This is a genomic window from Microcoleus sp. B4-C2 (assembly GCF_036705265.1).
Classification (GTDB): domain Bacteria; phylum Cyanobacteriota; class Cyanobacteriia; order Cyanobacteriales; family Microcoleaceae; genus Microcoleus.
In genome coordinates this window covers 1-20,327 of the sequence record NZ_JAUBUB010000083.1, presented here as the reverse complement: position 1 = coordinate 20,327, position 20,327 = coordinate 1, and the positions used below count along the sequence as shown (strand labels likewise).

Below are 20,327 nucleotides of genomic sequence, written 5' to 3'. Positions count from 1 at the left end.
AGTTCCTGGGGGCGTTTCAAATAACTCCTGAGCATCCTACCCTTGCTGACTAAATTGCTGAAAATCTTGCTCACAGAGTTTCAATGGCTCGATCGCTGAAACGTAACCAGACGCATCAAACAGAGCGCGATCGCGAATTTTAGGCAACCATGTGATATCATTTCCGGTTAAACCGGAATAATGTTGACTGTTGACTGTTGACAGTGAACAGTCAACAGTCAACTCGAATTTACTATTCCGATGCTAACGGATTTGATAGGAGTTGGGGCAAGGCGATCAACTGCTGAAATTGAGGAACATGTTCATCAAAAACGCTCCTTTTTTATAAATTTGGACTGCCTACAATAGACCTCTTGCAAAAGTCCTTTTCATAAATTTATTGGACGGGCAAGATGCCCATCCCACAAGAAAAAATAACTATTGTGGGATGGGCATCTTGCCCGTCCTAGTTATTTTTGCAAGAGGTCTAATAGGTAACTTAAGTAAATCCTTCTTGCTGCTTGCTGCTTCCTTCTACTTATGACTACATTCCACTAGAATGACAGGAATAGGACTGGTTTCTAAGACGGCTTGAGAAACCGAACCTACTAGCATTTCTTCCCAAGGTTGATGCCCTCGTTTCCCGATCACAATATCTGTTACTTGCCGAGCTTGCGCCACGCGGACAATCTCTTCTGGAACTGTACCAGAAAGACTCAGGAACTCATAGCGAATATCTGATAAGAGTCGTTGTGCTTGTTCTTGTAATTGTAATTTTTTGCTTTTATTTCCCAGATTATCCACATACAAAACAATCACATCCCCATCACTGCGCCTAGCTAAGTCTGCGGCCTTAGTTAAAACATCTGTTGTGAGAGGGGAAGCGTCTACTGCAGCGAGAAAAATTGGACGACCGGAAATAGCTACTTTGGTCGGGTCAACTTCGCCTTTTTCTAATAGTTTGGGAGCAAAAGTGGGAATTGCCCATGCACCCAAGGGAGCTGTTACTAAAATTGAGAGGGCTGCGATCGCCAAAATCGTCTCGCCACCAGCAATCCCCTGAGCTAGAGGAATCGCCCCAATCGCCGCTTGCACCGTTGCCTTAGCCGAATTTCCTGCTAGCAAAAACAGCCGTTCTTTCCCAGTCCAATTACTACCTAAAGTGGAAAGATACCAACCGAGCGATCGCCCAATCAGAGTCCCGATCGCCAACACCAGCAAACCAACCAGTAAGGTATTGCCTAATACATTAAGTTGAATACTTGCTCCCAGCAGCACAAACAAAATAATTTCCGCGATCGTCCACAAACTATCAAAACCACCCCGCAATCTTCGTGCTAAAGGCGCATCCAACTCAATCAGGAAAAACCCCGCCGCCATGACAGCCAAATAGCCAGAAAAAACCGGAATATGTTCTGCTGATACTACCAGCCCTAGGGCAAAGCCAGCAGCGACTAGGGAGTCCTGAACCGCAGTTTGAGTCCAGTTTTGCTTGACTAATAGTGACACCAAAATTCGAGCAGTCACCCATCCCAAAAGCACCCCCAAGGTAATTTGGATGATGATTTGAAATGGCAGCAATTGCAGAGGGCTGAGGGTGATTCCTCCCAGTAAGGTAATGGCTGTAGCTTTCCCTTGGGACAGAAACGCTAGCAGTAGGCTAAACACCAGCAAAAGCAATACATCTGACAAGGCACTTCCCGTCAGAATGGCATCGGGAATTCCTTTTTTTACTCCCCAACCTAGACTTTTTAACCGCAGCATTCCGGGAACAATTACTGCTGGAGATTCCGCGCCAATGATGCAGCCTAGCAGTAGCCCCGTCAAAAAATCAAACTGAAGTAGCCACATCGCAGCGACAGCAATGGCGATGGCCTCGCAAGCAGCAGGTAGAAAGCCTAATCGCAGCGCCACGGTTCCCTGTTGGGATAGCTTTTCGCGATCAAGTCCTAACCCCGCCTTCATCAAAATCACCATCACGGCTATGGTACGAAGGGAATTCGCTGCGCCCAAAACCTCTGGGCTAATGACATTCCCCAGTTGCGGGCCTAATAAAATGCCCACCAGCACCATACCTACGAGTGCTGGAGCTTTCAGCCGTCGAGCAATCTGCCCGACAAAAAAGCCCATTAATAAAATCCAGATCATACTTTCTAACATCACGCCACCTTAAATTTGAATCGATGAAGGTGACTTGTAGGGGAAAGATCGATCGAGGCATCCGCACCATCCTACCCTTCCGCCACAAGTCGGAACAGTAGGAGCCATCAGCCTTTTAAACGTTATGAAGATTATTAATAACGAAGGGCGGTTTCGGCGAGCTCCATCGCCATCATTACTTTTATACCACTATTGAAGCTGATATTCCATTTCCGTGCCCAGGGGGAACGCTATTTAAGGGAGGATTTTTCCAGTATAATTTCATTGATTCTCCAATATTGATGAATTTAGGGTGCTCTGGGTTGCACCTAACCCATATTACTTCTGAACGTAGCAATGCTGCTCTTGCCCCCAAATGCTACAATAATAAGTTGTGAACTTCTCTTTCTTTCTTAACTTTGCGTATTCAGTCTTCTTTGCGGTATCTAAAAAAATACTCATGTTGAAACTTTACGAATATTCTCCCTCTGGAAATTGCTACAAAATCCGCTTGCTTTTAACTCAGCTTAACATTCCCTTCGAGCGACGGGAAATTGATATTCTAAAAGGAGAAAGCCGAACTACTGAATTTTTGATTAAAAATCCTAACGGGCGTATTCCTGTTTTAGAAATAGAACCGGATAATTTTCTATTTGAATCAAATGCAATTATGTTTTATTTGAGCGAAGGAACAGAGTTTTTCCCCAGTGATAAATTTGAACGCGCTCAAGTCATGCAGTGGTTATTCTTTGAACAGTACAGCCACGAACCTTTTATTGCTACTTCTCGTTTTTGGTATTTGACAGGTAAAGCTGAAGAATATCAAGAAGCACTTAAACAAAAACAAGCACCGGGTTATGCTGCTTTGGGGGTGATGGAACAGCATTTAGCAAACCATGCTTTTTTTGTAGGCGATCGCTATACTATTGCTGACATCGGTTTATTTGCTTATACTCACGTTGCTGGGGAAGGCGGATTTGATTTAACCAGATTTCCGGCAATTCAAACTTGGATCGAGCGAGTAAAAAATCAACCTCGATATATTAGCATCGCACATAAATAAAAGTTGTTCGTAGTAAGCACGAAGAATCCTAATTGACTAAAAGCATCAACTGAGGACTGAATGCCTTACTGCAAACTTATCATGTCCGATGGTAAATTACCAATCGCTATATTTTGCCCAGTTTCGCTCGATCGCCTCGCAGCATCTGCCACCTTCAAAGCGTACAAACTACTGGCAGTATTCACGTACAGAGGCGTACCCTTTGACAAATATTCCAACACCATATCGGTGTCTTTGGCAAACAAACCGCGCCGCGTTCCTACTTTGATGTTGCGCCGATTTTCTCCCTGAATTAATTGACCGGATTCAGGAGTAAAAACCAGCGTTCCTGCTTCACCGTAGATGGTAAAAATGTTTTCTGACTGCCAAAAAGTCTCTCCTTTTCCATAAACAGCTTCAGCGACAACGCCATTGGCAAAGCGCAACTGTGCGTTGCACAAACAAGCTTTGTAGAAATCCGGTTGACTGTCCCAAAATTGAGCTTGACAGTTAACGCTTGCCACTTCCCCGAACAAATCAGTAAATCGGTGCAGTCGCGAAATTGCACCAACTAACGGAAACCCAAAGAGGGAATGTTGATAAGTCCACCGCTGCGGCGCTGGATGTTGAGGAGTAATAGTAATGTAGCGGGCGTAAAAAACTTTACCGATTAAGGGCAAAGATTCTTTGATTGAGGAGTGCAAACCGCCTAAGAGTTCGATGTGTTCGATGTGGAGGAGTTTTTGCTTTTGGGCTGCAAGTTCGATCGCCCTTTCTGCTTCAGATACGTCTAAAGATAGAGGATATTCCACCACAACGTGCTTGTTATTTTCTAGGGCGGCCAGGACGATCGCCCCGTGATCCCGATTCACCGTACAGACAATCACCAAATCTAAATCGTCTCTTTCTACCAGCTTGCGCCAGGAAACCGCAGCTTCTGCCCCGAACCCTTGACAAAAGGCTGCGGTTTTTTCCGGGGAGTGGCCCGCAACTGCTACCAAGTTCGATCGCCCATCAGCTTTAATTGTCTCGGCCCTCAACTTAGCGGCAAAACCAGTACCCACAATCCCCACGCGAATTGGAGAATTAAGCGAGAAACCAAAGCGAGTATCAATATTAGTCATGGGATTTGAGATTTAAGATTTTAGATAGTTACAGACTTGCGGTGCAGGGCTTTAGGGGTTCTATCGCCCCGATTTTAAGCTGTGGTTGTGGTGCGATTTATTCGATCGAGCCTTCAACACCCAAGTCTTGATGTCGATCTAACTATACATTTCACCGCCTGCTGGGACTTGCCTTGCAGCAAGTCTTGCTGAAACTCGATCGACACACCGCATACCCACAACCCGGTTTTTGTGCTGTAGGGCTCAAAACAGGATTTTTCCTAGAAACCGGATTAATTCGCGCAAGTCTTGCGGCAACAGTATCACAAGGCTGAACCCAAGATAGGTATAAGTAATCAAGATGAAATTAGAAAAAGTTATAACTAATCCCATTCAAATGTTTTGTAAATAAGTGTGTCAACCTCCCTTATATCCCCTAATATCATAGAGGGAACGAACCTAATACCTAACCTCAAAGCTAATAGAGCCTTGAAGGTTGCATTAGGAAAAATTATCAATCTTGTTGAATTTTTGAGAGGATTTAGTGCATGGCAACTTACAAAGTTACCCTCATCAGCGAAGCCGAAGGAATTAACCAGACCATTGACGTTGATGACGATACTTACATTCTTGATGCTGCTGAAGAAGCAGGACTCGACCTCCCCTACTCTTGCCGCGCTGGAGCTTGCTCCACCTGCGCCGGCAAAATTACCAAAGGCGAAGTTGACCAATCCGACCAATCTTTCTTGGACGACGACCAAATCGAAGCTGGATTTGTCCTCACCTGCGTCGCCTATCCCAAGTCTGACTGTACGATCGAAACTCACAAAGAAGAAGAGCTCTACTAAGAAAGGACGCTCTGCGTGATACCCTAAGAAACCCGGTTGCTCGTTTCCAGAATTAAGAAGCTGAAATACGGCAATTATTTTAAGAAACCGGGTTTCGGTGTCTAACACTGCAACAAAGCCGCCAGCAGTCTCTCACTCCCATCTATGAATTCGTAGCTGTTTGAGCAGATAGCTGGCCCAATAATTTTAGATTTTAGATGGCCGATTTTAGATTAACTGTGAAACCAATCTAGAATCCAAAGTCTAAAATCTAAAAGTTTTACGGCTAATATTTAGTCTGGCGTGGCGCGGAATTTATTTGTGTAGTGGCGATTTAACTCGCCGACTCTTAGGCCGACTTCGATCGACTATTCGCGCCAAAATGTAATGTTATCGCTAAGCGGGACAACTTGAGCGCCGGGAAAATAAAAGCCCAGAATTCGAGATCCATTCCAGCCCAAATTAGCCAAATTGTAAGAACCAGTCTGACTCATTCCCACACCGTGCCCAAAACCGCCTCCGACAAAAGCATAACCATTGAGAGTTTTGTCTGGATTGTAAATTGGTTCTAGGTAAAAAAGCGTGCTAATCGGCGGGTAAAAAGCATTGCGAATCTCGTCTTTGTCGATATCAATCGGGCCCAAGTCAGTTTGAACCTTCATTTTCAAAACTCGACCTGCGGGCGACCTTTCTACCACTTCCACCTGAGTGACAGTTTTCAAATTAGCCATCGGGTGCTGTTTCTTCTGAAGATACTGTTTGAGAAATCCACCAATCGCCGTCAAAGAAGCGGGTTCGCGCCACCGAAAAGTGTCTTGTTTTTCCTCATTAAACCCTTTTTCCAAACTGATAAAGCGGCGAAAGTTGTTTTCGTCAGACAAACTCTGCTTGGACAAATCCCAGACATTATTGGGGGAATCGACGATCGATCTCAAATATGGACGTTCCGGGCCCTGCCACACATCGTTAAAAGAGGCTGTCACGCCGCCGCTAGACGCGGAATAGAGCGCGTCTACTAGCTGATTTTCGTAAGTTAGCACCAAACCGCTCGTTTGGGCGATCGCCTTATCACTTTGCGGGTAAACCTCCGTCAAACCCTTATAAACTTGACAGTTAACATCAGCGCACAACTCATAATTATCCACAGCAAACCGGCGCAAATTTCTCAGGGCGTAGGTTCTCGCCAAAATAGTTTGAGCGACAATCGCAGCGTAAGGCGAAAAAGCCCCGATTTCGTGAGGAACAACACCCCGCAAATAAGTTTCCGTCAGCACTTCATTCACCAAAGTATAAGTGCCGTAAGCATTTTTTTGCAGGCGCAAATTCCCACCATAACGGCGAGTTTGTTGAATAGCTTTTTCTGGTTCAAGAGCTGTCGCCTCTTGGGTAGTTTGTTCCAATACCTCAATCACATTTTTACCGGCCGTCACATCCAACTCATTGCGGTTGAAACGAAAGCCGTTTAAAACCCAAAATGCTTGGGGTATTTGCTTCAAAACTTTGGAATCCAAAAAAGCTGTTGTGTTCCCTTGAGCTTGCAAACTTTGCAACAGCCAGCGCCGCACCAAAGGAGAGTTGTAAATATCTCTTTTTGCCCAAACTTGCCAGCGAAAAGGTTGAGCAATTTCTACCTCAATTCCCTGGGCGCGCCACTGATTAGCGCTGTCTTCCGCACTCTCGAAACTGCGGTGAGAACTTAGTACCACTCGTTCTTCTACTAAGGGCGTTTCCAGCGGTTTCGGGGCTATTTCTAACTTGACGCTAGCAGCAGTTTTGGTTTCTATGCCTTGAGGAGTTTTGTAACGCAAAGTTAAGCTGTCGCCCGGTAATGCTTTCAGCGTCAGTTTGTCGGTTGCTTTCGTGCCAAACCGCTGCACCACGCCGATTTTGATGGGTCTATTTTGGGGACTTTGGGCGTATCCCGCAGCGCTGAAAAGAGGTAACAGGCACAATGCGGTGAAAACAGTCCTAGAAATGCAGCTAAACCATTTGTAATTGGGAGTTGGAGGTGCTTGAGCGGACACAGTTATCTATCTCCCGATAGTTGAAATTTGGGGATTTTTGATTGTAGGTTAGCACATTTAGCGACTGCTATAGGGGAATTGCGGAAGATAAGGTGGTTTGGTTGCCAGAATTCTGTTAAGCAGCTAGGCGCAAATAAACTTTACATCAAGCAATTTTGAGCTATTACCCACCCCACAATCTTATTACGGGTAATTCAATGAAAGCGAGTTTACCTACTTGCTTGCTGTTTCCAATATTGGTAGGCGGCATAGGCCAAGGTGACAGCGCCGGTGACGATCGCAGATTCATCAACCTCAAATTGCGGGTGATGGAGGGGATAGTTCGGTTTGTCAGTCAGTCCCACTCCTAAGCGAAACATGGTTCCCGGTGCGTGTTCTAAGTACATCGAAAAATCTTCCGCGCCGAGGGATGGTTCTGGTAAAATTTGGACGCGCGATCGACCTAAAGCTTCTAAAGCCGCAGTTTCGACTAATTGGGTGAGTTTTGGGTCGTTTTGGACTCCGGGCACGCCGCGCTTGTAGGTGAGTTCGTACTTAGCGCCGTAAGTCGCGCAAACGCTGGAAACAATTTGTTCGATCCAAGCCGGCAGTTTTTCGTGGGTTTCGGGATGCAGCGATCGCACGGTTCCCAGCAATTTTACTCGATCGGCAATCACGTTCGGCGCTCGTCCGCCGTTAATTTGCCCGATCGTCAAAACCAGTGGCCTCAAAGGATTTTGCGTGCGGCTAATTGCCTGCTGCAAAGTGGTAATTATCTGAGAAGCAATCCAAATTGCGTCGATCGCCTCGTGGGGACGCGCACCGTGGCCGGATTCGCCCATCACAATCAATTCTAGGTCATCTGCCGCCGCCGTCAGGGCCCCGTGGCGGATACCGACGCAACCGCCGGGAATCGTCGGAAAAACGTGCACTCCGAGGATGCCGTCAACATCTTGCATCGCCCCGTCTTTAATCATCCATTGAGCACCTTGGGCAATCTCTTCCGCCGGCTGAAACAAGAAGCGGACGTTACCGGGCAATTTTTCCTCTAGCTGAGACAATATCATTGCTGCGCCCAAACCGACGGTGGTGTGGATGTCGTGGCCGCAGGCGTGCATGACTCCCTCGTTGCGGGAGGCAAATTCTAAGTTTGTGCGTTCTTGAATCGGTAAAGCGTCCATATCGGTGCGAATTGCCAGCCACCGGGACTCGCTGCTGTTGCCTTTGAGTTCGCCGAGGACTCCTGTTTTGCCGATTCCTTCGATGGCGTGAACTCCACTAGAAGCGAGAACTCCGGCTACGTAGGCGGCGGTTTGATATTCTTGGCCGCTGAGTTCGGGGTGGGAGTGGATGTGGCGGCGAATTTCGATTAAGCGGGGTGCTAGGGTGGCGGCTAATTCTTTGATGCGGGGAAGCATGAATTTTGTTGGGGAGTGCGGTACAAGTTGTAGTCAACTAGGTTAACGCATATGTTTGGGGGTGAACAGGGTTACAAGGCACAAAAGTGCGATCGGGCTTTTGGATGGCAATGATATTTCGTTTCTGAATAAGATTTTTTTTTTAACCGCAGAGGGCGCAGAGGACGCAGAGAATAGAGAGGAAAGAGAGTTAGGTTGAAACGGAGAGCAAAAGTCTATATTTTAGGTGGAAATGCTGATTTTTAGTGGACGATTTTTGGTTTTGATATCATCAAAGAGTAAATTTATTAAAATTATTTCCTATGATTAGCTTTGGCTTCTGGAATGTAATTATTTTAATGACAGTCGCTTTTTTTCTAAAATTTAATTGGCGATTAGATAGCGAAAAAACTGCATGGGAAGATTCTTGGTTTTTAAAACATCCTGCGATCCAAAGGTTGACTCAGTTTTTTCGTCAACCTATTGTTAACTTTATTTTGCAAGCAGTTATTGTATTAGTTCTCACCCGATTTCTCTGTTATACCGGTTGGTTGGTTTACAATCTGACTACTAGGCCCGATCCGCCTTACTGGGATTTTAAGTGGTTTTATGTGGCGAGTAGATTAGCCCATCAGCATTTGAGTCCCTTTAATGTGGAGGTGTTTAACATCGGTTTCTGTAGCATCACAAAAGTGTGTGGGTTTATTCCTTCTTTTGTTTATCCACCTAATATCATTCCTCCGCTATGGTTTTTGGGCTATTTCCCGATGAAGACAGCATTCACAATCTGGACTTGGCTGCATCTTATTGCCACAGGTTTTGTTTTATGGGGAGCGAATATCTTGTTGGAGTCGCACTCACGAGCTTTTCGGACTATTTGTAGTATATCAGTTGCATTCCTCTACGGTTTTGTCTTCGATCTTCAAGTTGGCAATGTGGCAACTTTTATTGCCGTTCTGCTGTTATGGATGTTTATTTATGCTAGAAAAAATCAGGATATAATTGCCGGAATTTTATTAGGAATTGCTCTTTTTAAACCAACTTTAGTTATATTGTTTATTCCTTATTTTTTAATCAAAAGACGGTTTCAGCTAGTTTTTATATCTCTAGTCACGGTAACTTTTTTGGCAGTTATAGGTCTAGCTGTAACGGGCAATTCTTTAACAGGATTTATACAGGATGCGACTCGTGGATTTCCACTCTGGCTCAATGATCCATCGAATAATGCTTATATTTCTATGAGTCGCCTTGATTTAAGGGTTATGGGGCCGAGATTTTTCCCCGATAGTCCCTTCGTGGCGAAGCTATTTTCTGACTTGATTATTCTGCTGCTAGTTGGTTTAGTGAGTTGGTATTTTTACAAAAAACAATCTCGCAATGCTTGGTCAAAAAAAGTTGACTTATCTGAAATGGTGCTAATTTCTACTTTGAGTATTGCTATCAACTATTCTCAGCCAACCAGTTCTGTGATGTTAGCACCGGCGGTGGTTTTTTTGCTGAATGATTTATGTTTTCAGATTAAAAATTGTGCCTTCTCTAGGCAAAGAATGTCGGTTTGGTTATTGGGTGTTGGCTGTGTGATGGTGCAAACCGCTGTGATTCATGGCGGGCTGTTGGTGTTTCTAGGAAAGCGGTGGAACTGGAAGGGGGGGGAGTTGCCTTATTTGTTTAAAGTAACTATTTTTTCACTACCGAGTTATGCGATTTTAGGCCTTACGTTAAGTGTTTTAGTCTTAGCAATTACATCTCTTCGTCAAAAACAGGTTGCTGAATTTGACCAACCGAGCTGAAGCAGGAAATAGACATTCATCTGGCAAAGAGTAAGTAATAGGTAGCGTGTGCACCATGTTTCATCTCTCTCTTCTCTTCCTCTGTGCTCTCTGCGTCCTCTGCGGTTAAATCATTCAGAAACAACCTTAAATGATATTACTCGTCGCTGTCGCTTTTCTGTTGCTGCGATCGATCGTCGCTTTGAATTCTCCCCTCAGATTTAGCCTCATCTACTGCTTCTTGAATTAATGTCAACACCATATTCGAGACCGGCCGATAATGCGATTTGGCTAACCGCTCTAGGTCTGCTTTAAGTTCTTCTGGAAGATATACAACTATTCTGGGAAGTTTTGCTGGCAAGGCTGTTATTTGTGCTTTTACTGCCCTATTGTACCTTACCGCGTCACCGTCCAAAACAAAGTACACGGCAGGACACGCAGGCAGTTGAGAGCGATCGCGCGCAGTGGTAGTTGATAGTTTAATCGTCTTTGGATTCATTAAACTTGCCTTCCTTCTGCGCTCTTTCGAGTCCTTCTTCCACCAAAAGTAATGCCATTTGGGAAATCGAACGACGCTCAATACTCGCCAGTTTTTCTAACTTCTCCTTGATTTCGGGTGGCGGGTAAAAGGCAACTCTAGGAGATTTTGCAGGACTCACATTGTTTGGGGGTAGCGTGTTCACCATGACATTTTAGCTGACTGCAAATTTTTTAGAAAATTTTTAAGCCAAGGTAGCACACCGCAATCTAGTTTATGCTATAGTAATCTAAACACCAAAAAACCAAACCCCCACCGGTCAGACTCGCAATCGTTCGGTGGGGGCTGGAACTCCCATATTTAGGAGGAAACTCTATGATATCACCGCCAAAGTCAGTTCCCGAGCTGCTTCGGGAAGAAATTCCTGATGTACCTCAAGGTAAGCAACCGATTCGTTTGCTGTTGTGTGGCGTTCCCAAAGCGGTAGACAGCATTGTTAATCTGTTGCACGTTTTAGGTTTTGCAGAAGTTGGGGAATGGAGCCCGCCTCTACCATCGCCGATAGCGGGTGAGGTAATTCGGATTTTAACCCGTTACTGGAAAGAGTAATCTTGGAGGGCGATCGCACTTTTTTTGTGAAGTGCGATCGTCCTTTCTGTCTCATTTAGGACTTACCCATAAATACCCAAGAAACCGGGTTTTTCACGACAGTTAAAGGCCCGGATGCAGTATTTCCGTGAAAAACCCGGTTTCTGCCTCCAGCAGTACGATCGTCAGAATCTTTTAATTGGCGATCGGTAGCGCATCCGAAAACAATATAACAGAGTCAATCCCAACCAGGCCAAGGTACAGACAAACCCAGGAAGCGTAACATCAATACTCGGTAAAGACTGCGCGTTCACTTCAATAAATTGATTAACATAGGGTTGAACAAAATTGTCATGAGCATCTTCTAATGCTTCGCGTTGTTTAATTTTGTCTTCTTGGTAGTTCATAATTCACCTCGTTTTGTGCTTATGAGGTAAATTGTTTTTTTGGGCTTTTGCTCAATCAAGCAAACCCAAAAAATCTTGAAACCCTTGTATAATGGGCGTTATGCGCTTGGGCAAACCAACTGGTTTGGGCAAACTTGCCCAAGCGACGATGAATTTTACTCAAAAGGTAGCGATGGCACGAAAATACGGGAAAAACGCCACCACAAAAAAGAACGTTTTAAAACTGGTTGAGGCGTTACTCGCCCTCGCGGATGGGGAAATTGTCGTGCCGGGGGATAAGCTGAAAGCTACATTCAACCTGGAATGGGTAAAGGAAAATGAGTTGCTGGTATCCGGGAAGGTTCAGGTTCAGCAAAAACGCAACAACAGAAGCCAAACTGTTGACAAAGGAATCACTAAGGATGATTTATGGGCATTGGTGGAATGTTTCGGAAAGGCGTTAGAACTCTCTCCACCCAAGGATGAAAAGAATGTCGATAATGCCCAGAGAAGAGGAGAGGCAATCCAAGATGTTTTGGACTGTCTGAAAGACTTAGGTATACTTGTCCTTAAACCTAGTGCAAGAAATCAAGGTTTTTGGATATTCTCCCTCAAGCTGAAGCATCAAACTGCCGAGAAAAAAGATAATTTAAAAGTAATTGAGGAAAAGTGGAAGATTAAAATTGGGTCAGTCACAGTAGAGATATCCCATGAAACCCCTAAACCTAAAGAAGAAACTATAAACTGGCAAGAAATCTGCCGCCAAAACCTCGCGCAACAAAAGCAACTCACCACCAACCCCTTTACCAACGCCAACGGGATGACACCGCAACTGGATGGCGTTTATGTTCCCTTAGCCATTGTTGAACGCCAAAAACCCAAACCTCAGCCAAGGAATCAGCAGGAAGAAAAGGAAAAAGAAACAGAAAAACTGATTCCCATTGCTGAAGAACGGTTTTTTGAAGATGTATTGCGACAAGGGAAAAGCGACATCAGTCAAGGGCGAAAAATTGCGATTATTGGCGAACCGGGTGCGGGGAAAACCACGCGGTTGCAGAAGATTGCTGATTGGATTTTAGAGCAAGAATTGGGGTTGCCGGTTTGGATAGATTTAGCTGAATTAGGGGAGCAAAGTATCTGTCAGTATTTGGAAAAAGTGTGGTTGCCTCGGTGTCAAGGAGAAGTGACGCGCCGCGATTTAGAACCACAAATGAGTCGGGTTTGGCTGTTGCTGGATGGCGTGGATGAAATGGCCAACACTCAAGGAATGCAGCAGTTAGCGAAAGATTTGTTAAGGACATGGGTGCAGGATTCGCGGGTGGTGGTGACTTGTCGGGTGAATGTTTGGGAGGCGGATAAAAATGCTTTTTCGGGGTTTGATGTGTTTCGCAATTTGGAGTTTAATGCGGAACAAGTGACGGAGTATATTCGCCGTTGGTTTGCGGGGATGGGGGATGCTGCGACGGGGGAGAGTTTGGAGTTGGCGTTAGCAGAATCGGAGAATTCCCGTCTAAAGGAGTTGATTCAGAATCCGTTGCGGTTGTGGATGTTGTGTCAAATTTGGAGTTCGAGACAGGGAACTTTACCGGATACTCAGGCTAAATTATATGCCAGTTTTATTAAGTATTTCTATCGCTGGAAAGAGGAGATTATCAAAAGCTATGAAAAGCTATGTGGCAAAAAAAAGAGTGAGTGTGAGAAACTTTTACATGAAGGGTTAGGAGAATTAGCAAAAGCTGCAATTGATGGGAAATCTGGTCGTTTTCGTTTGTCTTATCGGTGAGTGAGTGAGTATTTAGGAGATAAAAATGATGAAACGTCATTATTATCATTGGCGTTATCTTTAGGATGGTTGAATCGGGTTGGCATCGATTTTGATGAACCGGAAGAATCTGTTTATGGGTTTTATCATGCGACGTTTCAGGAGTATTGTGCGGCCTTGGCGGTGGACGATCGGGATTATTTTTTACCTCGAAATCATGTTGATTTTCCGGTGGTGGGGAAGGAATATCGGATTTTTGAAGCGCAGTGGAAGCAGGTGATTTTGCTGTGGTTGGGGCTGGAGGGTGTGAATCCGAAGCAGAAGGAAGAGTTTATTGAGGCATTGATTGGGTTTGAGGAGGGGTGCAATAATTTTTATGGATATCGAGCCTATGTTTTAGCTGCTGCGGGGATAGCTGAGTTTAAAGATTGTTCGCTTGCTGATGAAATAGTAGCAAAAATTATTGAGTGGGGTTGCGGTTATTTCGACATAGAAGAACAAGCGTGGTACACATTGCTCCATCCAATTGTAGAGGTAGCAAGAGTAGCACTGTTACAGACAAACTATAGTATAGCTGTCAACCAACTCATTGATTTACTGAAAACTATTGAAGATGAATATGCCACTCAGAGCGTCGCTTATATTTTGGGTAAAATTGCCAAAGGGAACCCAAAAGCGATCGCTGCTTTAATCGAAATTTTTGCAGCGACTAATGATAAGAATACCCGTTTGATAGTCGCTGAGAGTTTGTGTAAAATTGACCCAGGAAACTCAAAGGCGATCGCTGCTTTAATCAGAAGTATCTCAGTGACTAATGATTCTTTTGCCCGTAGTCGAGTCACTGATATTTTGGGTAAAATTGACCCAGGAAACTCAGAGGCAATCGCTGCTTTAATCCAACTTCTCTCAGCGACTAATAATGAGTATACCCGTTGGAGTGTCGCTTATATTTTGGGTGAAATTGCCACAGGCAACCCAGAGGCTATCTCTGCTTTAATCGGAATTCTCTTAGCAAGCAGTGATGAGCGTATCCGTCCCAGTGTTGCTTACTGTTTGGGTAAAATTGACCCAGGCAACCCAGACGCGATCGCTGCTTTAATCCAACTTCTCTCAACGACTAATGATGAGAATACCTGTTGGAGAGTCGCTGAAAGCTTGGGTAAAATTGGCACAGGAAACCCAAAGGCGATCGCTGCTTTAATCCAACTTTTATCAACGACTAATGATGAGGATACCCATAGGAGAGTCGCTGAGAGTTTGGGTAAAATTGACCCAGGTAACCCAGAGGCGATCGCTGCTTTAATCCAACTTTTATCAACGACTAATGATGAGGATACCCGTAGTCGAGTCGCTGAGAGTTTGGGTAAAATTGCCACAGGCAACCCAGACGCGATCGCTGCTTTAAGCGAAATTATCTCAGCGACTAATGATAAGAGAACCTGTTTGATAGTCATTGAAAATCTGGGTGAAATTGACCCAGGAAACTCAAAGGCGATCGCTGCTTTAATCGAACTTATATCAATAACTAATAATGAGGATACCAGTTGGATGTTTGCTTATATTTTGGATAAAATAGTGACAGGCAAGCCAGAGACAATCGCTGCTTTAATCGAACTTATATCAACAACTAATTATGAGTCTACCCGTTGCATGGTCGCTAAAACTTTGGGTAAAATTGCTACAGGCAACCCAGAGGCGATCGCTGCTTTAATCGAACTTATATCAACGACTAATTATGAGTCTACCCTTTGGAGAGTCGCTGAGATTTTGGGTGAAATTGACCCAGGAAACCCAGAGGCAATCGCTGCATTAGTCGCGATTCTATCAGCGACTACTAATAAGAATACCCGTCAGAAAGTCACTCAAAGTTTGAATAAAATTGTGCAAAATGACCATATGCCTTTTGTTGTCTCAGCTTTGCAACAATTCCTGTGCAACACGACCTATGAAACCAATTATGACCTCCACAAAAATAGCTACGAAATCATCTGGAACTGCGCCCAAAATCTGCCTTACCCAACTTTCTATCAAGCATGGCACCATCAACTCACCACACCCCATCCAGAAGTCCCAGAAACAACAGGAGTCGGTTCTACCCCCTTCACCCAAAGCCTCAATTTAGCAGATTTACCCAACATCCTTGATGCCAGACTTGCAGACACACAATTAATCGATTCAGTACAGCTAATTTGCATCGACACCAGCAAATTCATCGACACAGATAACCCCGCCCTCGAAATCTACGAACAATTCCTCGACCAAAACTGTCCCCAACGCCCCAACGGCGAACCCGAAACCCTCCCCCAACTCAAATCCTATTGGAATCGACTCCGCCGCGACAGCGACAAACACCCCATCCTCATCTTCTACGAAGACCCCAAATCCCCCGCCGCCCAAGGTTTTAGCCCTACTTTCCTCGATGCCCTTACCCGCTTCGAGGGTACAATCTGTCTCATCACCGACACACCTCATCCACCCCTGCAAACCTTCTCCCCCCATGACCCCGATTTACTTCAAACTGTCGTAAAGTGGCTCAAACGACTTCATCTAGAGTCCTAAGTTTTGACTGTCGGGAGTTACGCATCAAAACCAAAGAAACCGGGTTTTTCACTTTAGTTAAAGGTCGGGATGCAGTATTCTCGAAAAAAAAACCCGGTTTCTGACCACCCGCAAACCAAAGAAACCAGGTTTTTTGCCGATTCTGTCGCTGTAGCGCAATATTCTCGGAAAAAACCCGGTTTCTAGCCACCTGTGCCTCCAGCACTATTAAAGCCATCCTCAATCCAAAAAATTGAGATAAAATATCGACAAGCCCTAAACATAACGAACAATGACTCTAGCCAACTATCAACTTTCCCTAAACTTTGAGCAAATTTTAGCCTTAGTCAAACAACTGCCATATCCCGAAAAATTGCAGTTAAGTCAAGAGCTGGAAAAAGAAGTATTAAACAGTAAATTAACAGCTCTTTTGGAGTCATTTAGAACCGATGAGCTTTCTTTAGAAACTATCACCCAAGAAGTAGAAGCAGTCCGAAGCGAAATTCATGCCAGAAAAACCAGCCCTTAAAGTAATTATAGACACTAATCTTTGGATTAGCTTCTTGATTGGCAAAGAATTAGCTAATCTCAAAAACTTAATAGTTGATCAAGCTATCCAAGTTGTCTTGTGCGAACAAATAATCGAAGAAATCAATCTGGTAACTCAAAGACCCAAACTTCAAAAATATTTTCCTATAACGAAAGTCCAAGAATTGCTTGAATTGTTGAGAATCATTGGTCTATGGATAGAAATAACCTCCGAAGTCTCTATTTGTAGAGATGCTAAAGATAATTATTTGTTGGCTTTAGCGAAAGATAGTCAAGCTGATTTTTTGATTACAGGAGATGGAGATTTATTGAGTTTGGTGAATTTTGAGGGGACGGAAATTTTAACTTATAAAGATTTTTTAGGCAAAATCACTTAAAACTCTTATCCTCAACTATATTCATTATCTGCTAAAATGTCTTGTAAAATTTCAGGCGTTAAGCCTCGCTGCATAGCCCGATCAGAAATTTCTGCCATCACCTGCGTTAATGTTTTATTGTGTAAATTTTGTCTAAAAAACAATTGAATAATCGAACTTAACTCTTGCTGAGTCTTAGGACTAGCTTCTTCAAAAGCTGTCTTAATATTTTCATCAACTTGAATCGTAATTATTGCCATAGCCGTTAAAAAAAGTGTTAATATGAAAACTTTTTTTTGTTCTAACTCTATTTTATCACACATCTTGCACCATTCTCAAGAACAGGCAAGATGCCTGTTCCACAACAGATAAATTTTATTGTGGGGTGGGCTCCTAGCCCGCCCTGAAAGGATTATTGAGAATGGTCAAGGTATTTTACATACTTATGACTTGGGCGTATAAGTCGATCGCACTTGCAACTCCTTCAACTGCTTCTCATCCACCCCAGCCGGCGCATTCGTCAGCAAACAACCCGCCTGCTGCGTCTTCGGAAACGCAATCACATCGCGAATAGATTCCTCACCAGCCAACAGCATCACCAACCGATCCAAGCCGTAAGCAATGCCTCCGTGGGGCGGAGTTCCATACTCAAACGCATCCAACAAAAAGCCGAATTTATTGTAAGCTTCCTCAGTCGATAAGCCGATCGCCTCAAACACCTTTTCCTGAACTTCCCGCTGATAAATCCGCAGAGAACCGCCGCCGATTTCTGTACCGTTTAACACCAAATCGTAAGCTTGAGCCCTCGCAGTTTTCAAATCATTAATATCGTCAGGATGCGGCGCAGTAAACGGGTGATGCAATGCTTCCAAACGCTTCTCATCAGCGTTCCATTCAAACATCGGGAAATCTGTCACCCACAGCAGATTCATCTTCTCTTTGTCAATCAATCCCAATTCGTTACCGACAAACAAACGCAATCTATCCAAAGTCTTATTGACAGTTGTCACATCGGCTGCGGCGAATAATAACAAATGACCAGGTTGCGCGCCCGTGCGATCGAGCAATTGCTGTTTTTGTGCTTCCGTCAAATTATCCTTAATTGCGCCGATCGTATCAATTTCGCCATTATCCCGCACCCGAATGTAAGCCAATCCCTTCGCACCGGCTTCGCTGGCTTCCTTAAACAAATCGCCTTTCGGGCCCGGTTTAATCCGCACATTAGAAATCGCATCATTCCCGCCCGGAATCGGCAAAACTTTCACAATTCCGCCCGCAGCAACCGCCCCCGAAAATACTTTAAATCCCGAATCTTTCATCAAATCGGAAACATCGACTAATTCCATACCGAAGCGAGTGTCTGGTTTGTCGCTACCGTAGCGATCCATTGCTTCAGCGTAAGTCAAGCGCGGGAAAGGACGAGGCAATTCTACCCCTTTGACACTTTGGAAAATATGGCAGACTAAACCTTCGTTTAATTCGATAACTTCTTCTAAAGACATGAAACTCATTTCCATGTCTAATTGTGTGAATTCCGGCTGTCTGTCGGCGCGCAAATCTTCATCGCGGAAACAGCGGGCAATTTGATAATATCTGTCCAAACCCGAAACCATTAACAATTGTTTGAACAACTGCGGCGACTGCGGCAAAGCGTACCATTCGCCCAAATTGACGCGGCTGGGCACTAAATAATCTCTCGCACCTTCAGGAGTCGATCGCGTTAAAATTGGTGTTTCAACTTCAATAAAACCTCCCACATCTTCCAGGTGGCGGCGCATCGCTTTGACTACTTGGTGGCGAAGCTGCAAATTGCTACTCATGCGAGCGCGCCGCAAGTCCAAATAGCGATATTTCAGACGCAAATCTTCCCGCACGCTTTCGGTATCCGCCGTCGCCACCTGAAAGGGTAACTGTTTGCGAACCGCATTCAACAACTCAATTTCGTCAGCATAAATTTCCACCTCACCCGTAGGCAATTTCGGGTTGAGGGAATCTTCGGGGCGGCTGCTGACTCTACCCGTAATTTTAAGCACGTATTCGCTGCGTAAAGCCTCAGCCCCGTGATAGGAATCGGGGGTGCGTTCAGGATCGCTAACAATTTGCACAATACCCGATCGATCGCGCACATCCAGAAAAATCACCCCGCCATGATCGCGGCGGCGATCCACCCAGCCGTAAAGGGTGACAGTCTCTCCGATGTGTTCGCTTCGCAGTTCGCCGCAGTAGTAACTTCTCATGGTTGGGGGTTATGGACTAAAAATAATGCTTTTTGATTATAGCGCTTAGTGTCAAAACCTTTTATGAACAGGCAAGATGCCTGTTCCACAAGAAAATTCAATCTTTGTGGAACAGGCATCTTGCCTGTTTTTTAAATATGAACAGCCAAGATGCCTGTTCCACAAGAAAATTCAATCTTTGTGGAACAGGCATCTTGCCTGTTTCTTAAAATGGTGTCCTATCTGAGTTTAATCCTTCTTGTCAAAAAACACCGTCAGCGAGTTCCATGCAGACTTAGCCGCATCCGTCAAGCGAGTGCCGATCGACTCAATTTGCTTCACAATAAGGTGCCAATTCTTTTCAGCTTCCGTGTGAATGTGGTCAACAGCTTGTTCGATGCGATCGCGTTCGATCAATTTATTTTGTTCCACCGCTTCTCGCGCTTGTCGCACTGCTTTCAAATAAGCTTCGCGACTGACTTCGCCTGCATCTTGCACCTGCGCTTGCGCCCGCGTTTTAATCGCATCTACCACCAGCCAATTTTTCTCAGTTTCTTGTTTAATCAGCTTGACTGCTTCTGTGAATCTCTCGTGGGCGAGATCCTTATTTTCTTCGATCGCCCCGGAGGCCTTATTCACAGCTTTTAAATAAGCTTCGCGGGTGAGCTCGCCCGCTGCTTGCACTTCGGCGGTGGCCCGTTTTTTAATTGATTCAAACAGCGCCGCAGTTTCTGCGATCGCCTCATCAGTCGCGTCGGGCATCTCTTTTTTGACGAGCTCCGTCGTTTCGAGAGTAGCCTCTAAAACTGGTTCCTCGGTTACTTTTGGATCTGTCATCTCAATCTTCTCCTTTCGTAGTAAACATTTTGAAAAAAACTAACAGTCCCCGGACGCAGACTTTGTATGTGTAGCGCCAGATTGAATTGTGGTCTTTTATACAGACTTTGTACGTGTAGCGCCAGAAGGAATTCTGGCATTTAATAAGAACTAGGCAATTCTTGTTCCAGCTTTATCAACTTTTGTATCCGCGCTTACCTAGTTGGAATCACCTCAGTTCTATTACATTATATCTACCAAAGTTTCTCTTGTCTGTAGGATACCGCCAACTTGCAGGTACGGTTTAGCGCACTTAGGAGCGCGAATTAAATAACTTACAATTTTAATTGTTATTGTGGGATGGGCGTCCCGCCCGGCC

20 protein-coding genes and 1 riboswitch are annotated in these 20,327 nt (G+C 44.7%); of the genes, 8 read left to right on the top strand and 12 right to left on the bottom strand.

Annotated elements, in window-relative coordinates:
- Positions 1–36: 36 nt before the first annotated feature.
- Both QUB20_RS21440 and QUB20_RS21435 read right to left on the bottom strand, forming a co-directional pair.
- Entirely contained in the window at positions 37–222 is a 186-nt protein-coding gene (locus QUB20_RS21440) for a hypothetical protein (RefSeq protein WP_333249336.1), read from the bottom strand.
- 291 nt (positions 223–513) lie between these two features.
- Positions 514–2,139, bottom strand: a complete 1,626-nt coding sequence (locus tag QUB20_RS21435; RefSeq protein ID WP_333249338.1) for a cation:proton antiporter — start codon at positions 2,137–2,139, stop codon at positions 514–516.
- Positions 2,140–2,230: 91 nt separating this feature from the next.
- Positions 2,231–2,319: riboswitch (Fluoride riboswitch) on the bottom strand.
- A 259-nt stretch (positions 2,320–2,578) separates the two neighbouring features.
- Here QUB20_RS21435 and QUB20_RS21430 point away from each other — a divergent pair.
- Complete coding sequence (locus QUB20_RS21430) at positions 2,579–3,181, top strand: glutathione S-transferase family protein (RefSeq protein WP_333249340.1); 603 nt, start codon at positions 2,579–2,581, stop codon at positions 3,179–3,181.
- A gap of 65 nt (positions 3,182–3,246) precedes the next feature.
- Here QUB20_RS21430 and QUB20_RS21425 read toward each other — a convergent pair whose 3' ends face one another.
- Entirely contained in the window at positions 3,247–4,284 is a 1,038-nt protein-coding gene (locus tag QUB20_RS21425) for a Gfo/Idh/MocA family oxidoreductase (protein WP_333249342.1), read from the bottom strand.
- 527 nt (positions 4,285–4,811) lie between these two features.
- Between QUB20_RS21425 and QUB20_RS21420 the strand changes: the two genes are divergently transcribed.
- Entirely contained in the window at positions 4,812–5,111 is a 300-nt protein-coding gene (locus QUB20_RS21420) for a ferredoxin (protein WP_333056974.1), read from the top strand.
- Positions 5,112–5,458: 347 nt separating this feature from the next.
- Here the strand turns inward: QUB20_RS21420 and QUB20_RS21415 are convergent, their stop codons facing one another.
- A complete protein-coding gene (locus QUB20_RS21415) occupies positions 5,459–7,114 on the bottom strand; it encodes a SpoIID/LytB domain-containing protein (protein ID WP_333249345.1) in 1,656 nt (551 codons plus the stop codon).
- A gap of 209 nt (positions 7,115–7,323) precedes the next feature.
- Entirely contained in the window at positions 7,324–8,511 is a 1,188-nt protein-coding gene (locus QUB20_RS21410; RefSeq protein WP_333249347.1) for a M20 family metallopeptidase, read from the bottom strand.
- Positions 8,512–8,813: 302 nt separating this feature from the next.
- On the opposite strand from QUB20_RS21410, the gene QUB20_RS21405 reads away from it, so the two are divergent.
- A complete protein-coding gene (locus QUB20_RS21405) occupies positions 8,814–10,280 on the top strand; it encodes a glycosyltransferase family 87 protein (RefSeq protein ID WP_333249349.1) in 1,467 nt (488 codons plus the stop codon).
- A gap of 136 nt (positions 10,281–10,416) precedes the next feature.
- Here the strand turns inward: QUB20_RS21405 and QUB20_RS21400 are convergent, their stop codons facing one another.
- Entirely contained in the window at positions 10,417–10,758 is a 342-nt protein-coding gene (locus tag QUB20_RS21400) for a ribbon-helix-helix domain-containing protein (protein ID WP_333249351.1), read from the bottom strand.
- The gene (locus tag QUB20_RS21395) at positions 10,739–10,945 is read right to left on the bottom strand and encodes a ribbon-helix-helix domain-containing protein (RefSeq protein ID WP_083888202.1); all 207 of its coding nucleotides are present in this window, start codon (positions 10,943–10,945) and stop codon (positions 10,739–10,741) included. The genes QUB20_RS21400 and QUB20_RS21395 overlap by 20 nt, the downstream gene beginning before the upstream one ends.
- 167 nt (positions 10,946–11,112) lie before the next feature.
- Here QUB20_RS21395 and QUB20_RS21390 point away from each other — a divergent pair, with 167 nt between their 5' ends.
- The gene (locus QUB20_RS21390) at positions 11,113–11,346 is read left to right on the top strand and encodes a hypothetical protein (protein WP_242719202.1); all 234 of its coding nucleotides are present in this window, start codon (positions 11,113–11,115) and stop codon (positions 11,344–11,346) included.
- Positions 11,347–11,510: 164 nt separating this feature from the next.
- On the opposite strand, the gene QUB20_RS21385 is transcribed toward QUB20_RS21390, so the two are convergent.
- Entirely contained in the window at positions 11,511–11,732 is a 222-nt protein-coding gene (locus tag QUB20_RS21385; protein WP_333249353.1) for a hypothetical protein, read from the bottom strand.
- A 91-nt stretch (positions 11,733–11,823) separates the two neighbouring features.
- Between QUB20_RS21385 and QUB20_RS21380 the strand changes: the two genes are divergently transcribed.
- The 4 genes from QUB20_RS21380 (at position 11,824) to QUB20_RS21365 (ending at position 16,937) form a co-directional block, all read left to right on the top strand.
- Complete coding sequence (locus tag QUB20_RS21380) at positions 11,824–13,494, top strand: NACHT domain-containing protein (RefSeq protein WP_333249355.1); 1,671 nt, start codon at positions 11,824–11,826, stop codon at positions 13,492–13,494.
- Positions 13,495–16,032 carry a HEAT repeat domain-containing protein gene (locus QUB20_RS21375; RefSeq protein WP_333291634.1) on the top strand — a complete coding sequence of 846 codons (2,538 nt, stop codon included), beginning with the start codon at positions 13,495–13,497 and terminating at the stop codon, positions 16,030–16,032.
- A gap of 271 nt (positions 16,033–16,303) precedes the next feature.
- Positions 16,304–16,540: a type II toxin-antitoxin system VapB15 family antitoxin gene (gene vap15 / locus QUB20_RS21370; RefSeq protein ID WP_190655710.1), complete on the top strand. Its 237-nt coding sequence runs from the start codon at positions 16,304–16,306 to the stop codon at positions 16,538–16,540.
- Entirely contained in the window at positions 16,518–16,937 is a 420-nt protein-coding gene (locus QUB20_RS21365) for a putative toxin-antitoxin system toxin component, PIN family (RefSeq protein WP_333249360.1), read from the top strand. Before vap15 ends, QUB20_RS21365 begins: the two co-directional genes overlap by 23 nt.
- An 11-nt stretch (positions 16,938–16,948) precedes the next feature.
- Here QUB20_RS21365 and QUB20_RS21360 read toward each other — a convergent pair whose 3' ends face one another.
- The 4 genes from QUB20_RS21360 to QUB20_RS21345 form a co-directional block, all read right to left on the bottom strand.
- Positions 16,949–17,239 carry a hypothetical protein gene (locus QUB20_RS21360; RefSeq protein ID WP_333249363.1) on the bottom strand — a complete coding sequence of 97 codons (291 nt, stop codon included), beginning with the start codon at positions 17,237–17,239 and terminating at the stop codon, positions 16,949–16,951.
- Positions 17,240–17,359: 120 nt separating this feature from the next.
- Complete coding sequence (gene aspS / locus QUB20_RS21355) at positions 17,360–19,153, bottom strand: aspartate--tRNA ligase (RefSeq protein WP_333249365.1); 1,794 nt, start codon at positions 19,151–19,153, stop codon at positions 17,360–17,362.
- On the bottom strand, positions 19,150–19,272 hold the full coding sequence (locus QUB20_RS21350; RefSeq protein WP_333291632.1) for a hypothetical protein: 123 nt from the start codon (positions 19,270–19,272) through the stop codon (positions 19,150–19,152). The genes aspS and QUB20_RS21350 overlap by 4 nt, the downstream gene beginning before the upstream one ends.
- Before the next feature lie 109 nt (positions 19,273–19,381).
- On the bottom strand, positions 19,382–19,969 hold the full coding sequence (locus tag QUB20_RS21345; RefSeq protein WP_333240353.1) for a hypothetical protein: 588 nt from the start codon (positions 19,967–19,969) through the stop codon (positions 19,382–19,384).
- Positions 19,970–20,327: the final 358 nt, after the last annotated feature.

Coding starts and splice junctions, on each gene's coding strand:
- QUB20_RS21435 (WP_333249338.1), bottom strand. CDS start 2,139: ATGTTAGAAAGTATGATCTGGATTTTATTAATGGGCTTTTTTGTCGGG.
- QUB20_RS21430 (WP_333249340.1), top strand. CDS start 2,579: ATGTTGAAACTTTACGAATATTCTCCCTCTGGAAATTGCTACAAAATC.
- QUB20_RS21425 (WP_333249342.1), bottom strand. CDS start 4,284: ATGACTAATATTGATACTCGCTTTGGTTTCTCGCTTAATTCTCCAATT.
- QUB20_RS21420 (WP_333056974.1), top strand. CDS start 4,812: ATGGCAACTTACAAAGTTACCCTCATCAGCGAAGCCGAAGGAATTAAC.
- QUB20_RS21410 (WP_333249347.1), bottom strand. CDS start 8,511: ATGCTTCCCCGCATCAAAGAATTAGCCGCCACCCTAGCACCCCGCTTA.
- QUB20_RS21405 (WP_333249349.1), top strand. CDS start 8,814: ATGATTAGCTTTGGCTTCTGGAATGTAATTATTTTAATGACAGTCGCT.
- QUB20_RS21400 (WP_333249351.1), bottom strand. CDS start 10,758: ATGAATCCAAAGACGATTAAACTATCAACTACCACTGCGCGCGATCGC.
- QUB20_RS21395 (WP_083888202.1), bottom strand. CDS start 10,945: ATGGTGAACACGCTACCCCCAAACAATGTGAGTCCTGCAAAATCTCCT.
- QUB20_RS21390 (WP_242719202.1), top strand. CDS start 11,113: ATGATATCACCGCCAAAGTCAGTTCCCGAGCTGCTTCGGGAAGAAATT.
- QUB20_RS21385 (WP_333249353.1), bottom strand. CDS start 11,732: ATGAACTACCAAGAAGACAAAATTAAACAACGCGAAGCATTAGAAGAT.
- QUB20_RS21380 (WP_333249355.1), top strand. CDS start 11,824: ATGGGCGTTATGCGCTTGGGCAAACCAACTGGTTTGGGCAAACTTGCC.
- vap15 (WP_190655710.1), top strand. CDS start 16,304: ATGACTCTAGCCAACTATCAACTTTCCCTAAACTTTGAGCAAATTTTA.
- QUB20_RS21365 (WP_333249360.1), top strand. CDS start 16,518: ATGCCAGAAAAACCAGCCCTTAAAGTAATTATAGACACTAATCTTTGG.
- QUB20_RS21360 (WP_333249363.1), bottom strand. CDS start 17,239: ATGTGTGATAAAATAGAGTTAGAACAAAAAAAAGTTTTCATATTAACA.
- aspS (WP_333249365.1), bottom strand. CDS start 19,153: ATGAGAAGTTACTACTGCGGCGAACTGCGAAGCGAACACATCGGAGAG.
- QUB20_RS21350 (WP_333291632.1), bottom strand. CDS start 19,272: ATGCCTGTTCCACAAAGATTGAATTTTCTTGTGGAACAGGCATCTTGC.
- QUB20_RS21345 (WP_333240353.1), bottom strand. CDS start 19,969: ATGACAGATCCAAAAGTAACCGAGGAACCAGTTTTAGAGGCTACTCTC.